This window comes from uncultured Tateyamaria sp. (genome assembly GCF_947504105.1).
GTDB lineage: Bacteria > Pseudomonadota > Alphaproteobacteria > Rhodobacterales > Rhodobacteraceae > Tateyamaria.
Window position 1 is genome coordinate 93,776 of the sequence record NZ_CANNGP010000010.1, and the last position, 13,068, is coordinate 106,843.

Below are 13,068 nucleotides of genomic sequence, written 5' to 3' on the forward strand. Positions count from 1 at the left end.
CCTCAACATGTAAAAAGGCGTAACATATGCCCGCAAGAAACCAAGCCGCCCTCGACTTCCTTTTGACCCGCCGGTCCCGCCCCGCGAAGACACTGCGAGAACCCGTACCCGACCGGGCAACGCTCGAACAGCTTCTGACGGCGGCTGCCCGCACCCCGGATCATGGCAAACTGGAACCGTGGCGCTTCATCATGCTGGGCAAGGGGGCCATGCCCCGATTGGCCGAGGCGGCCGAAAAACGCGGCAGGGCACTTGGCCTCGACCCCGATCAAATCACCAAAGGTCGGTCACAATTCGATCAGGGACACCTTGCTGTCGCAGTCATTGAAGTCACCCGCCCGGTCGAAAAAATTCCAGCACTTGAAATGACTTACTCAGCGGGCGCGGTTTGTCTGTCGCTGCTCAACGCAGCCCTCGCCGCAGGTTGGGGAGCCAACTGGCTCAGCGGTTGGCCGAGCCATGATCGAGGGTTCATGACCGACGCGCTCCATCTGTCAGATAACGAACGGATCGCCGGGTTCATCCACATCGGCACCGAAACCTCCGCGCCGCCCGAACGCCCCCGCCCGGACGTACCAGCCATCACCACATGGGTCGACGCATGATCCTGACCGCATTCTTCGCAGCCCTTGGCCAGATCAGCGACCCGCGCTTTCGCCGCGTGCTGCTGCTGGGCATTGCCCTGACAATCGCCCTTCTGGTCGCGGCCACATCTGGCTTTGTCTGGTTCATCGGTTGGCTCACGGCGGATGGTGTGTCCCTGCCGTGGATCGGAACCATCACGTAGCTCGGCGACATCATCACCTGGAGCTCATTCTTCCTGTTTCTGGTCCTGTCTGTTTTCCTGATGATGCCAGTGGCATCGGCCATCACATCCATGTTTCTGGATGAGGTCGCACAGGCGGTTGAAGATCGGCATTACCCCAACCTGCCGCCCGCGCAAAACGTCCCGTTCGCAGATGCAGTCGTCGACACGATCAACTTCCTGGGCGTACTGATCGGGGCCAACATTCTTGCCCTGATCCTTTATGTGATGTTTGCCCCGGCGGCCCCATTTATCTTTTGGGGGCTAAACGGTTTTCTGCTGGGAAGAGAGTACTTTACCCTTGCAGCCATGCGCCGCGTCGGCCGGGCGCGAGCCAAGGAATTGCGACGCACCCACAACGGTACGATCTGGCTCGCAGGCGCGCTCATGGCGATCCCACTGTCCGTACCGCTGGTGAACCTGTTGATCCCGATCATCGGGGCCGCAACCTTCACCCACATCTTTCACGCGGTTACAGCGGCTCAAGCGCCCGATCAAGGAAGTTCATATCGTCCAGACTGATCCATCCCGACAGGATGATCCCTGCGATGATGATCCACAGGACAAGTGCGACCCACGTCACGATCCACGCCTTCCGGCGGGTGTGATGATGTTCGGGCGCGCCTGCATGCGTGCCCGGCTCAACTTCGCCCAGATCACCTTGGGTCTGCACCTTCACGGGCAGGGCGATCAGGAAGCACAGCCACCAGATGACGGCATACAGAACAAGGGCAGATGTGATGCCCATCAGACCTGCTCAAGCTCGGTCAGGGTGCCGTTCATGTCTTTTGGATGCAGGAACAGCACCGGCTTGCCATGGGCGCCGATCTTGGGCTCGCCATCGCCCAGCACACGCAGGCCGCTGGCCTTCAGATGATCGCGGGCCGCGATGATGTCTTCCACTTCGTAGCAAACATGATGGATACCGCCCGCCGGGTTCTTGTCCAGGAAACCTTGGATCGGGCTGTTGTCACCCAAGGGATACAGCAATTCGATCTTGGTGTTTGGCAGCTCAATAAAAATAACGGTCACGCCGTGATCGGGTTCATCTTGCGGTTCACCAACATTCGCGCCCAGCGCGCTGCGATATTGCGCGGCGGCGGCCTCAAGGTCGGGGACGGCAATGGCAACGTGGGTGAGGCGACCGATCATGTTCTAAGGCTCCTTTGGCTGGCAATTGCGCCCTTATCGCCAACGTGCACGCTGCACGCAAGGCGACGTTAACGCGCTGTTAGGCATGGCGACGTAACGATGAGTCGCAAGAGCTTTTGGAGGATCTGATGGATACGACGGACCCATTCAAACCAACCTACCCGGCCCCGACTTCCTTGCGCCCGCTTCTGGGCCTGACAGTTCTTGTGATCGAAGACAGTCGCTATGCCTGCGAAGCCATGCGCCTGCTTTGTTTGCGAAGCGGCGCGCGCATCAGGCGCGCCGACACGATGCGTGCGGCCCGGCGACATTTGCAGGTGTATCGCCCGTCAGTCGCGATCATCGATCTGGGACTGCCAGATGGGAACGGGGCCGACCTCATCCGGGATCTTGCAATAGCAGTGCAACGACCGGACGTGATCCTTGGGATTTCAGGGGACGTCGACAGCGCACATCGTGCGCTGGAAGCAGGCGCCGATGGCTTCCTGGAGAAACCGGTGGTTTCACTCGCGAATTTCCAAGAGGCAATTCTGGCCCACCTGCCAGACGACAGACAACCACTTGGCCCACGCACACTTCCCGAAGAAGATGTGGAGCCCGATCCCATCGCCTACCGCGATGATATGGTGCATGTGGCGGATGTGCTGGAGGATGTGCATGATGCACGAGCCATTGACTACATCGTACAGTTTCTTGGAGGTGTGGCCCGCAGCGCACAAGATACGGAATTGCTGAAAGCGACCAACGCACTGGCAGCCAAGCGCGCGCGGGGCGATGCCGCCGCATCGGAAACAGCCGCAATTGCTGGATTGGTGCAAGACAGATTGTCAGAAAAAATTGCCATCTGACAAATGCGTCACCTGGTGGTCAAGGTAGGATCATCGGCGACGCGCACCAACCGGGTCAGATCGGACAAACGTTCGATCTGTGCGCCCGTTTCATCAAAGTTGGCATCTGACAACCACGCTCCAAACGCTTCCTTGAGGGCCGGCCACTCGGCATCAATTGCAGCAAACCATGCGGTGTCACGGTTACGTCCCTTTACCACAGTCGCTTGGCGAAAGATGCCTTCGTAACTCAACCCAAGGCGTTGAGCGGCACTGCGTGAACCACGGTTTAATGCATCGCATTTCCATTCGAAGCGGCGATAACCTGCCTCGAAAGCCCATGTCATCATCAAATACAAAGCCTCAGTCGAAGCGCGCGTGTTCTGCAATGCCGGGCTGAAATTGATGTGCCCGACCTCGATACTGCCTGCTTGAGGTGCGATACGCAGGAAGCTGGCCACGCCTTCGTACTGGCCAGTCGCAATGTTGAAGATCGCATAGAATTGCAGGGCCGGGTCCTGCTCTACGTCACGGACCCACCGGTGATATTGAGCAGAGGAAGAGAACGGGCCATAAGGCAGGTAATCCCATACATGATCATGCCCGACATATGCACGGTACAACAGCGCGGCATGCTGTTCAGCCCGCAAGGGTTCCAACCGAGCATGGGTTCCCGTCAGAACGGTCGATGCATCCGGTGCGCGCGGCGGTGTCCAGTCAGCGACAGGGGCCGCATTCACAGTGTAAATCGTAGTCATGGCAGGACGTTAGGCAACGAACCGCCGAAGGCCAAGAGGCATTGCGTTTTGATCAGAGGATCAAGCCCGGGTCGCTGCCCATATCCAAGCCAGGAAAGATAGCGCTTTCCAACACGTGCCGATCCAAACCAGTCAAACCGCGCATCACCCATGCCGCCTGAGCGCGCACGTCGCTGGTCGGCATAAGATCGCGATCCTGGTACAGATCTCCGTCACCCAGACCCGGCCAATCACCAAAGACATGACCACCCTTGATCGCGCCCCCCGCAAGGATCATCAAGCCGCCCGTCCCGTGATCTGTACCCGCCGTACCGTTCTGACGCGCCGTACGTCCGAACTCGGTCATCGCGACAACGGCTGTCTTGCGCCACGTGTCGCCACGCATCTTGCCCCTTAACGTCAACAACGTTTCGGACAACCGGGTCAAAGCGGTGTTGATCGTCCGTTTCTGTGTGCTGTGCGTGTCCCATCCGTTTAGCGAAAATGCGGCAATCCGTGCTTCGTCCGACAATCGTGCCGCGGCAAACTCAGCGATCTCGACATGGCCACCTTTGCCACGTTTCTGTTCGTCATCGGCCATCTGAGACAGCAATTGCGCCTCGGAGAGTGCGGCATGCAGCGCCGGGTCAGATTCCGTCACCAACTCCAGCAAGCGCACAGCTTGCGGGCTGAGGTCGAGTTGCGCGTCTGGCGACCAATTCGCCACCTCGGCCTTCCCCTGCAACAACCGCATATCACTGCGTCCAACAGCATAGGCTGTCTGCGGCGTGACGTCGGGCACAGTCTGCAACATCCGGTTCAGCCATCCGTCCCGCACACCGGCAAGACTGGTTGTTCCTGCCTCAAGCAAGTCCTGCCCATCGAAGTGACTGCGCTTGTCGCGATAGGGTGTCGACACGGCGTGCGCAAAAGACAGCTGGCCTGCCTCCCACATCGGGATCAGGGGCGCGAGGCTGGGGTGCAGCGCAAAATAGCCATCGAGGTCATATGCCCCGCCCTCGGGGCCCAGCGCCAGCGATCCGCGCAAACGGTTGAACGCAGGGTCGCCATAAGGTTGCACAACGTCCAACCCGTCCATGCCTCCACGCAAGATGATAACCACCAAACGGGTATCCCAAGGAGCAGCCGCGAAACTGACCGGCGTCAAAAGCGGACTGGCCGCCAAGGAACAGCCGATTAGCCCTGTACGGGCAAGAAAATCACGACGGGAAACTGGATCAGCCATCAAACTCTCCTATCTGCGCTGGAACGCGGGGGACATCAGGACAAGTCCGATGGCCTCTGGTCGGCTTTCGGCGGCTGCGGCCGCAAAGCGCACCGCGTCATCGGCAAAACGGCCCAGCGCCACCTCGGCGAACGCTCTGGGGTCGGGAAGTGGCTCGATCATGCGCACCGGCACGGCCATGGCCCACGACACGCGGGCTGCCAGGCCTTGGGGCGTGATCCATTCGGGGTCTTCCTCTGACCACCCATCGGGGCCGATGGGACGTTCCCACTGCTGTCCCATATGCGTAAGCGGAGCCGCGAAGAACCGGCGCATCCATTTCTCTTCTCGCTTTGCAAAGGCGTCCTTGGGTATCGCAAGGGCCCGTAAAGCAGAAGACATGAAGTCAATCGGCAGCTTGAAATTGGATACAGTCGGTTCCCACGCGGACGGATGATTGAGCAGCACCTCGTACATCGGCAGCAACTGACCATCATGATCGACGTAAGCCGCCTCCAGCGCGTCGATCAACTTGGGATCGGGTGTGTCAGAGACAAAGTGAACAGCAAGCTTTGAAGCCAGATGTCGCGCTGTTGCGGGATGAGAGGCCAAGTCGCGCAGGGCTACACGCACCGACTTCACGTTGGCCTCCTCGCCATAATCAACGCCCAGCACCCTTTCGGAACCGGGCTCGGCGAAATCCTTTCTGAATTTGAAACCATTGCGGGCGTCAAAGCTAAGCCCTGTGAACAGTTCCGCCAACTCCGTGACATCCTGCTGACCGTAGGGGCCGTCCACACCCAAGGTGTGGAGTTCAAGAACCTCGCGTGCGAGATTCTCGTTCAACCCGGCAGGCTTGTTGGGCCCACGCTTTTCGGCACGAAAACTGTTTGGGCCCATCGATGTTGTCTGATCGAGATAGTCCAACATCAGCGGGTGCATCACGGCGGATTGCAGCAGGTCTTCAAACCGCCCCGCCACAAATGGGCGGATTGCGTCTTCGACGTAAGGCGACGTGCCGCGCCGGATCACGCCCCGCTTGCCATGGGCCGTAAAATGATCCGCCCAAAATGAAACAACCCGCTCACGAAAGGCAGTCTGGGTATGCGCGCGTCGCAACATCGTTTGGCCAAGCCAGACGAACATGGCCATCCGTGCCTCTCGGTTGATCACATTTCGCTGCTTTCGCGCAGCGGCGGCCAACTCAGTTCCACGGTTCTTCCGACGAATCTCGCGCTGCTTTTGCGCTTCGACCATGCGCGCCCGAAATTTTGCGAAGCTTTCAATTGGAAAGGCGGTCTGGACCGTATCAGGCCCGGCCATTCCTGCAAGAATCTGATCCGCGCCAGTCGGTGCGTCATAGAGAGGTGATAACCCGTATCCAAACCGGATTTCTGCAAGTTCAGGATCGAAGTCACGCACGGCCTGGCACCTTGAGCTTGTCTGCTACGGGGCCAAGATAGCATCGGTTGCCCCGATTTTCACGGGGCAACCCTGCACGAATGTGCAATTGTTTGCTCAGTCCTGCGGAATAACGCGCAGGCCCAGTTCCATCAACTGATCACTGGTAGGGTCATTCGGCGCATCCATCATCAGATCTTCGGCCCGCTGGTTCATCGGGAACAAGATCACTTCGCGGATGTTCTGCTCGCCCGCCAGCAGCATCACGATCCGGTCAATGCCCGCAGCACATCCACCGTGAGGAGGCGCGCCATATTGGAACGCGTTGACCATCCCGCCGAAGCGTTTGCGCACCTCGGCCTCGTCATAGCCTGCGATCTCGAACGCCTTGAACATGATCTCGGGTCGGTGGTTCCGGATCGCGCCCGAGACCAGCTCATAGCCGTTGCACGCCAGGTCATACTGAAAACCCAACACCTTGAGCGGGTCGCCATCCAGCGCTTCCATTCCGCCCTGCGGCATGGAGAAGGGGTTGTGTTCAAAGTCGATCTTGCCGGTTTCCTCGTCCGCCTCGTAGATCGGGAAATCCACGATCCAAGCAAAGGCAAAGCGGTCTTCGTCGATCAGTTTCAGCTCTTCACCGATCACATTGCGCGCGCGGCCAGCGATGGCTTCGAACGCCTTCGGCTTGCCACCAAGGAAGAAGGCCGCATCGCCCACGCCCAGGCCCAACTGCTGACGAATTGCTTCGGTGCGTTCGGGGCCTATGTTCTTGGCCAGTGGCCCGGCGGCCTCCATACCTTCGCCCTGATCGCGCCAGAAGATGTAGCCCATCCCGGGCAAACCTTCCTTCTGGGCATAAGCGTTCATACGGTCACAGAATTTGCGGCTGCCACCTGTGGGCGCTGGAATGGCGCGGATTTCGGTGCCTTCTTGCTCCAACAGCTTTGCGAAAATCGCAAAGCCGGAATCGCGGAAGTGGTCGGAGACCACTTGCATTTTAATAGGGTTGCGCAGGTCGGGCTTGTCGGACCCATACCACAGGGCCGCATCGCGATAGCTGATCTGCTCCCATGTCTCGGGCGCGTCAACCTTCTTGCAGTCGCCGAACTCTTCGAACACGCCAGCCAGCACAGGGGCGATGGTGTCGAACACATCTTGCTGCTCGACAAAGGACATCTCCATGTCCAGTTGGTAGAAGTCGGTGGGCGAGCGGTCGGCGCGCGGGTCCTCGTCGCGGAAACAGGGCGCGATCTGGAAATACTTGTCAAAGCCCGACACCATCAGCAGCTGCTTGAACTGCTGCGGGGCCTGCGGCAGAGCATAGAACTTGCCCGGATGCAGGCGCGACGGCACTAGGAAGTCACGCGCCCCTTCGGGCGAGGACGCGGTGATGATCGGCGTCTGGTACTCGCGGAATTCCTTGTCCCACATGCGCTTGCGGATCGACGCCACGACGTCGGACCGCAGCTTCATGTTCTCCTGCATCTTCTCGCGGCGCAGGTCGAGGTAGCGATAGGTCAGGCGCGTTTCTTCCGGGTACTCCTGATCGCCAAACACCATCAACGGCAGTTCTGCCGAATGGCCCAGCACTTCGATATCGCGGACATAGACCTCAATCTCGCCCGTAGGCAGTTTGGGATTGATCAGGCTGCCGTCCCGCGCTTTCACGTTGCCGTCGATGCGGATGCACCATTCGCTGCGCACCTTCTCGACCTCGGCAAAGACCGGGCTATCGGGGTCGCACAGCACCTGCGTCACGCCATAGTGGTCGCGCAGGTCGATGAACAACACGCCGCCATGGTCGCGCACCCGGTGGACCCAGCCCGACAGACGCACAGTATCACCCACATTGGCCGAGGTCAGAGCGGCGCAGGAGTGAGAGCGGTAGGCATGCATGGTGGAATCCCTTCGGGGCTGCGGTTTTTGATCGGCGCAGATACACCGGGCGAGGGGTGGAAAGTCAAGGCGACAACGCCGTTTGCCCCATGCTATCACCAAGGAAAAGGGAGGGTTCGATGGACGACAAATGGGCCAGGGGCATGGGCGTGCGCCGGACCGTGCTGGGCGATGCCCACGTGGACCGCGCCGAAGCGGTTAAAACGCCCTTTGACGCCCCGTTTCAGGAACTGATTACCGAAGGGGCCTGGGGCACCGTCTGGGCCAGCGATGCGATCAGCCTGCGGGAACGGTCCATGCTGACCCTCGCGCTGCTGGCAGCAACCGGCAACTTCGATGAAATCCCCATGCACATCCGCGCCACGGCGCGGACGGGGGCCAGCAAACAGGATGTGACAGAAGCATTCCAGCATGTCGCCATCTATGCAGGCGTGCCGCGCGCCAACCGCGCGCTGAAAATTGCCAAGGAGACCTTTGCCGAAATGGAAGCCGAGACATGAGCGACGGTCCCCTTTTCCACCGGGATCGCACCTGGCACCCGAAACCACTGTCGCCCGACTACAAGACAAGCGTGGTGCGCTCACCGCAAAAGGCGCTCTTGTCGATGAACACGACGCTGAGCGAGGAAACCGGCCCGGTCTTTGCGCACGACATGCTGGGCGAACTCGACAACGACCTGATCCTCAACTTCGCCAAGCCCGGCGAAATGGCGCTGGGTCAGCGCATCATCGTGCACGGTCGGGTGCTGGACGAAAACGGGCGTGGTGTTCCGGGCGCGCTTCTGGAGTTCTGGCAAGCCAACGCGGGAGGACGTTATCGCCACGCGAAAGAAGGGTACCTCGCCCCGCTCGACCCCAACTTTGGCGGCTGCGGGCGCACGATCACGGACGAAAACGGCAGCTATTCCTTACGCACGATCAAACCCGGCGCCTACCCATGGCCCAACGGCGTGAACGATTGGCGCCCAGCCCACATCCACTTCTCTGTCTTCGGGCGCAGCTTTGGTCAGCGCCTGATCACCCAGATGTATTTCGAAGGTGATCCGCTGATCCCGCTTTGCCCCATCGTACGCACGATCAGCGACCCGGAGGCTGTCGCCCAACTCATCGCGCCGCTCGACATGAACAACACGGTGCCGATGGACGCGCGCGCCTACACGTTCGACATCGTGCTGCGCGGGCGGCGTTCAACCATGTTCGAAAACCGGATGGAGGGGAACTGATGCAAAAGCTGACCCACCTCAAGGAAAGTCCGTCGCAGACAGCAGGACCCTATGTCCATATCGGATGCGTGCCGAATTTCTGCGGTATCACAGGGGTTTATGATCAAGACCTTGGATCGGCCATGGTCAACGACCGGACCAGGGGCGAGCGGATCACCGTCACGGGCACCGTGTTCGATGGCACGGGCACACCGCTCAAGGACGCGTTGGTCGAGATTTGGCAGGCCGATGCTGAGGGCATTTACAGGACAGGTGATCCACGCAGCGCGGGTGATCCGAACTTCACCGGTTGGGGGCGCACAGCAGGAGACTACGACACGGGCGTGTGGGAGTTTGAAACGATCAAACCCGGCGCGGTTCCCTTCCCCGATGGGCGGATAATGGCGCCGCACATCACCTTCTGGATCGTGGCGCGGGGCATCAACATCGGACTGCAAACGCGGATGTATTTCCCCAACGATCCGATGGTGGCAAACGACCCGTGGCTCACCCGCATCGAACATCAAAACCGCGTGCAAACCCTGATTGCCAAGGAAGTATCACCCACAACCTTCCAGTTCGACATCCACCTGCAAGGACCAGACGAAACCATCTTTTTCGATGTCTGAGACGCAAAACGCGGGCCAACATGGGCCCGCGTTTCATTGGTTTTGAGTGCCTTACAGCAGGTCGAACCGGTCGTTGTTCATGACCTTGGTCCATGCGGCGACAAAGTCGTTCACGAACTTCCCGGCATTGTCGTCCTGCGCATACACCTCGGCATAGGACCGCAGGATCGAGTTTGAACCAAAGACCAGGTCAGCACTGGTGGCCGTGTACTTGATCGCACCGGTCGCACGGTCGCGCAGTTCATAGCTGCCATCGCCCGCCGGGTGCCAACTGTAACCCATGTCGGTCAGGTTGACGAAGAAGTCCTGCGTCAACTGACCAACCCGGTCGGTGAAGACACCATGCGACGTGCCGCCATGGTTGGTGCCCAACATACGCATACCACCCAACAGGGCCGTCATTTCTTGCGCATTCAGACCCATCAGCTGCGCGCGATCCAGCGTCAGTTCTTCGGCGCTGATCGCAAGGTCAGCCTTGGCAAAATTCCGGAAACCGTCTGCATGGGGTTCGAGCACATCAAAGCTTTCGGCATCGGTCTGTCCGTCCGTTGCATCGCCGCGACCCGGCGTGAACGGCACGGTCACGTCGAAACCAGCAGCCTTGGCCGCCGCTTCCACAGCAACATTGCCTGCCAGCACGATAACGTCCGCCACCGAAGCGCCTGTTTCCGCTGCAATCGGCTCCAACGCGGCCAAAACGGCATCCAGACGCTCGGGCTCATTGCCTTCCCACGTGCGTTGCGGTGCCAGACGGATGCGCGCACCATTGGCTCCGCCCCGTTTGTCCGACCCACGGTACGTGCGGGCGCTGTCCCAAGCCGTCGCAATCAGGTCACCGTAGCTGACGCCGCTTGCCGCGATCTTGGCCTTCACAGCATCCACATCATAACCAGTGTTGCCGGCTGGGATCGGGTCTTGCCAGATCAGATCTTCGGCAGGCACATCGGGGCCGATGTAGTTGGCGCGCGAACCCATGTCGCGGTGGGTCAACTTGAACCACGCGCGGGCAAAGGTGTCGCGGAAATACGCCTCATCCGCCATGAACCGCTCCGAGATTTCGCGATAGATCGGGTCGACCTTCATCGCCATATCCGCGTCGGTCATCATCGGCATCACACGCTTCGACGGATCGGACGCATCAACAGGCATGTCCTCTTCCTTGATGTCGACAGGCTGCCACTGGTTCGCACCGGCAGGTGATTTGGTGAGTTCCCAGTCGTAACCAAAGAGCAGCTTGAAAAAGCCCATGTCGAACTTGGTCGGTTCCGTTGTCCAGGCACCTTCAATGCCCGATGTGACAAGCGAGCTGGCCTTGTCCGTCTGGTTGGGATTCATCCACCCCATGCCCTGCGCCTCGATCCCGGCGCCTTCGGGTTCGGCACCCAATGCACCTGCATCGCCATTGCCGTGCGCCTTGCCGACAGTGTGACCACCGGCCGTCAGCGCCGCCGTTTCCTCGTCGTTCATGGCCATGCGGGCAAAGGTCTCGCGAACATGCAGTGCCGTACGAGCCGGATCAGGATTGCCGTTCACACCTTCCGGGTTGACGTAGATCAGACCCATATGCACGGCGGCCAAGGGGTTCGCCATGGTCGATGGATCATCCAGATCCTCGTACCGGTTTTCACTTGGGGCAAGCCACTCGGCCTCTTCTCCCCAGTTAATGTCGATGCCGGGCGCCCATGTGTCGGCACGACCAAAGCCAAAGCCAAAGGTCTTCAAGCCCATGGATTCATAGGCTATATTCCCCGCCAGCAGGATCAGGTCGGCCCAAGACAGGGCATTGCCGTATTTCTTCTTGATGGGCCACAGCAAGCGGCGCGCTTTATCAAGGTTTGCGTTATCCGGCCAGGAATTCAGCGGTGCAAATCGCTGATCACCGGCGGAACCGCCACCGCGTCCGTCCTGCATCCGGTAGGTACCGGCGGCGTGCCACGCCATGCGGATCATCAAGCCACCGTAATGTCCCCAGTCCGCGGGCCACCAAGGTTGGCTGTCGGTCATCAACGCATGCAAGTCCGCCTTGACCGCATCATAATCGAGCCCTTTGACGGCGTCCCGATAATCAAAATCCGGGTCCATTGGATTGGTCCGGGCACCATGCTGGTGAAGCACCTCAACCTTGAGGGCATTCGGCCACCAATCCTTGTTGGTGCGCCCACCAAAGGTGCTGTGCAGGCTCGCGCCGTGCATCACCGGGCATTTGCCGATGTCGTTGCCGTCCATGTCAGTCTCCGTTCATTGCTGCGTTGCGTGTCGTTGCTGAGTTCAGATCTAGTGAGAGTTCAGAATCATTCTAGACTTGTGTTCGGAATGATTGCCCCACCTCAACTGATCATTCAAATGCGTTCGATTCGCACCGTCACGGGCGCGAACCAGAGCACTTATGGAAATGAGTTTAGAAGCCCGAGATGATTTGTAGAAGTTGCATTTTCCAATGATATCCATAACTAAAAGCTATGAATATCACACTGCGACAACTCCGCTATTTCAAGGCACTTGCAGAAGATCTGCATTTTGGTCGTGCAGCCGACCGCTGTGCCATTTCCCAACCCGCCCTGTCCGTTCAGATTCGCGAGTTAGAAGAAAACCTGGGCGTTGAACTGTTTGAGCGGCAGCCCCGTGCCTTGCGATTGACCCCGCGAGGAGAAGAATTTTCAAAACGGATCAATCCAATTTTGCGGGGCGTGGATGAGTTGGGAGATTGGGCGCAAACCGCCCGCGGGAGCGGTTTAGGTCGGCTTCGTATAGGTGTCATTCCAACCATTGCCCCCTACCTGTTGCCAAACTTCATCGGTGCCTTGACCGACGCGCACCCGCAAGTCGATTTGCATGTTCGCGAAACAGTTACCCCTCGCTTGGTGGATGAGCTGTTGGACGGCAAGCTTGATGCCGCCATTGTGGCATTGCCCCTCGACGAACCCGCACTTGTCGAAACACCACTGTTTGCCGAAGAAATGGTTCTGATACGCCCGAATGCAGATCGGGATGCTGTGCCGGTCCAGCTGGACACACTGGCATCAATGCGCCTGTTGCTGCTGGAAGAGGGGCACTGTTTTAGGGACCAGGCAATGTCATTCTGCAACATCAATCCGAACCGTCCGGGGGGTGGATTGTAAGCGTTGCTTTGACCCCACCTTGATCAATTGGGGCGCTTTCCCTTTGGCTTCCAGCGCTTGGCGAGTTTGAGGA

13 protein-coding genes and 1 pseudogene are annotated in these 13,068 nt (G+C 59.4%); 7 read left to right on the plus strand and 7 right to left on the minus strand.

Annotation, left to right across the window (positions count from 1 at the left end; genetic code table 11):
• The first annotated feature begins 26 nt into the window (after positions 1-26).
• Both Q1A75_RS09075 and Q1A75_RS09080 read left to right on the plus strand, forming a co-directional pair.
• Entirely contained in the window at positions 27-605 is a 579-nt protein-coding gene (locus Q1A75_RS09075) for a nitroreductase family protein (RefSeq protein WP_299547506.1), read from the plus strand.
• A pseudogene (locus Q1A75_RS09080) lies at positions 602-1,327 on the plus strand (EI24 domain-containing protein). The gene Q1A75_RS09075 and the pseudogene Q1A75_RS09080 overlap by 4 nt, the downstream one beginning before the upstream one ends.
• Here the strand turns inward: Q1A75_RS09080 and Q1A75_RS09085 are convergent.
• Positions 1,278-1,553 (minus strand): DUF1467 family protein, encoded by a 276-nt coding sequence (locus Q1A75_RS09085; protein ID WP_299547504.1) that lies wholly within the window; start codon positions 1,551-1,553, stop codon positions 1,278-1,280. The pseudogene Q1A75_RS09080 and the gene Q1A75_RS09085 sit on opposite strands and share 50 nt — an antisense overlap.
• Positions 1,553-1,957, minus strand: coding sequence for a methylmalonyl-CoA epimerase (gene mce / locus Q1A75_RS09090; RefSeq protein ID WP_299547501.1), 405 nt, complete (start codon positions 1,955-1,957; stop codon positions 1,553-1,555). Before mce ends, Q1A75_RS09085 begins: the two co-directional genes overlap by 1 nt.
• A gap of 128 nt (positions 1,958-2,085) precedes the next feature.
• Between mce and Q1A75_RS09095 the strand changes: the two genes are divergently transcribed.
• Entirely contained in the window at positions 2,086-2,805 is a 720-nt protein-coding gene (locus tag Q1A75_RS09095) for a response regulator (RefSeq protein WP_299547498.1), read from the plus strand.
• Positions 2,806-2,813: 8 nt separating this feature from the next.
• Here Q1A75_RS09095 and Q1A75_RS09100 read toward each other — a convergent pair whose 3' ends face one another.
• From Q1A75_RS09100 to aspS, 4 genes are all read right to left on the minus strand, one after another.
• Complete coding sequence (locus Q1A75_RS09100) at positions 2,814-3,542, minus strand: GNAT family protein (protein ID WP_299547495.1); 729 nt, start codon at positions 3,540-3,542, stop codon at positions 2,814-2,816.
• A 52-nt stretch (positions 3,543-3,594) separates the two neighbouring features.
• On the minus strand, positions 3,595-4,767 hold the full coding sequence (locus Q1A75_RS09105; protein ID WP_299547492.1) for a DUF1501 domain-containing protein: 1,173 nt from the start codon (positions 4,765-4,767) through the stop codon (positions 3,595-3,597).
• Positions 4,768-4,776: 9 nt separating this feature from the next.
• Positions 4,777-6,168, minus strand: coding sequence for a DUF1800 domain-containing protein (locus Q1A75_RS09110; RefSeq protein WP_299547489.1), 1,392 nt, complete (start codon positions 6,166-6,168; stop codon positions 4,777-4,779).
• A gap of 96 nt (positions 6,169-6,264) precedes the next feature.
• Positions 6,265-8,046 (minus strand): aspartate--tRNA ligase, encoded by a 1,782-nt coding sequence (aspS, locus tag Q1A75_RS09115; protein ID WP_299547486.1) that lies wholly within the window; start codon positions 8,044-8,046, stop codon positions 6,265-6,267.
• 119 nt (positions 8,047-8,165) lie between these two features.
• On the opposite strand from aspS, the gene pcaC reads away from it, so the two are divergent.
• Genes pcaC through pcaG form a run of 3 tightly spaced genes read left to right on the plus strand, consistent with a single transcriptional unit; the run spans position 8,166 to position 9,876 of the window.
• Positions 8,166-8,546 (plus strand): 4-carboxymuconolactone decarboxylase, encoded by a 381-nt coding sequence (gene pcaC, locus Q1A75_RS09120; protein ID WP_299208340.1) that lies wholly within the window; start codon positions 8,166-8,168, stop codon positions 8,544-8,546.
• Positions 8,543-9,268, plus strand: coding sequence for a protocatechuate 3,4-dioxygenase subunit beta (pcaH, locus tag Q1A75_RS09125; protein ID WP_299547483.1), 726 nt, complete (start codon positions 8,543-8,545; stop codon positions 9,266-9,268). The genes pcaC and pcaH overlap by 4 nt, the downstream gene beginning before the upstream one ends.
• Positions 9,268-9,876, plus strand: coding sequence for a protocatechuate 3,4-dioxygenase subunit alpha (gene pcaG, locus Q1A75_RS09130; RefSeq protein WP_299547480.1), 609 nt, complete (start codon positions 9,268-9,270; stop codon positions 9,874-9,876). The genes pcaH and pcaG overlap by 1 nt, the downstream gene beginning before the upstream one ends.
• A gap of 51 nt (positions 9,877-9,927) precedes the next feature.
• On the opposite strand, the gene katG is transcribed toward pcaG, so the two are convergent.
• A complete protein-coding gene (gene katG, locus Q1A75_RS09135) occupies positions 9,928-12,102 on the minus strand; it encodes a catalase/peroxidase HPI (RefSeq protein ID WP_299547477.1) in 2,175 nt (724 codons plus the stop codon).
• 233 nt (positions 12,103-12,335) lie between these two features.
• Between katG and Q1A75_RS09140 the strand changes: the two genes are divergently transcribed.
• Positions 12,336-12,995, plus strand: coding sequence for a LysR substrate-binding domain-containing protein (locus Q1A75_RS09140; protein ID WP_366142192.1), 660 nt, complete (start codon positions 12,336-12,338; stop codon positions 12,993-12,995).
• Positions 12,996-13,068 lie beyond the last annotated feature (73 nt).

Excerpts from the sequence above, each read along its gene's own strand:
- Q1A75_RS09075 (WP_299547506.1), top strand. The coding sequence starts at position 27 with ATGCCCGCAAGAAACCAAGCCGCCCTCGACTTCCTTTTGACCCGCCGG.
- Q1A75_RS09085 (WP_299547504.1), bottom strand. The coding sequence starts at position 1,553 with ATGGGCATCACATCTGCCCTTGTTCTGTATGCCGTCATCTGGTGGCTG.
- mce (WP_299547501.1), bottom strand. The coding sequence starts at position 1,957 with ATGATCGGTCGCCTCACCCACGTTGCCATTGCCGTCCCCGACCTTGAG.
- Q1A75_RS09095 (WP_299547498.1), top strand. The coding sequence starts at position 2,086 with ATGGATACGACGGACCCATTCAAACCAACCTACCCGGCCCCGACTTCC.
- Q1A75_RS09100 (WP_299547495.1), bottom strand. The coding sequence starts at position 3,542 with ATGACTACGATTTACACTGTGAATGCGGCCCCTGTCGCTGACTGGACA.
- Q1A75_RS09105 (WP_299547492.1), bottom strand. The coding sequence starts at position 4,767 with ATGGCTGATCCAGTTTCCCGTCGTGATTTTCTTGCCCGTACAGGGCTA.
- aspS (WP_299547486.1), bottom strand. The coding sequence starts at position 8,046 with ATGCATGCCTACCGCTCTCACTCCTGCGCCGCTCTGACCTCGGCCAAT.
- pcaC (WP_299208340.1), top strand. The coding sequence starts at position 8,166 with ATGGACGACAAATGGGCCAGGGGCATGGGCGTGCGCCGGACCGTGCTG.
- pcaH (WP_299547483.1), top strand. The coding sequence starts at position 8,543 with ATGAGCGACGGTCCCCTTTTCCACCGGGATCGCACCTGGCACCCGAAA.
- pcaG (WP_299547480.1), top strand. The coding sequence starts at position 9,268 with ATGCAAAAGCTGACCCACCTCAAGGAAAGTCCGTCGCAGACAGCAGGA.
- katG (WP_299547477.1), bottom strand. The coding sequence starts at position 12,102 with ATGGACGGCAACGACATCGGCAAATGCCCGGTGATGCACGGCGCGAGC.
- Q1A75_RS09140 (WP_366142192.1), top strand. The coding sequence starts at position 12,336 with ATGAATATCACACTGCGACAACTCCGCTATTTCAAGGCACTTGCAGAA.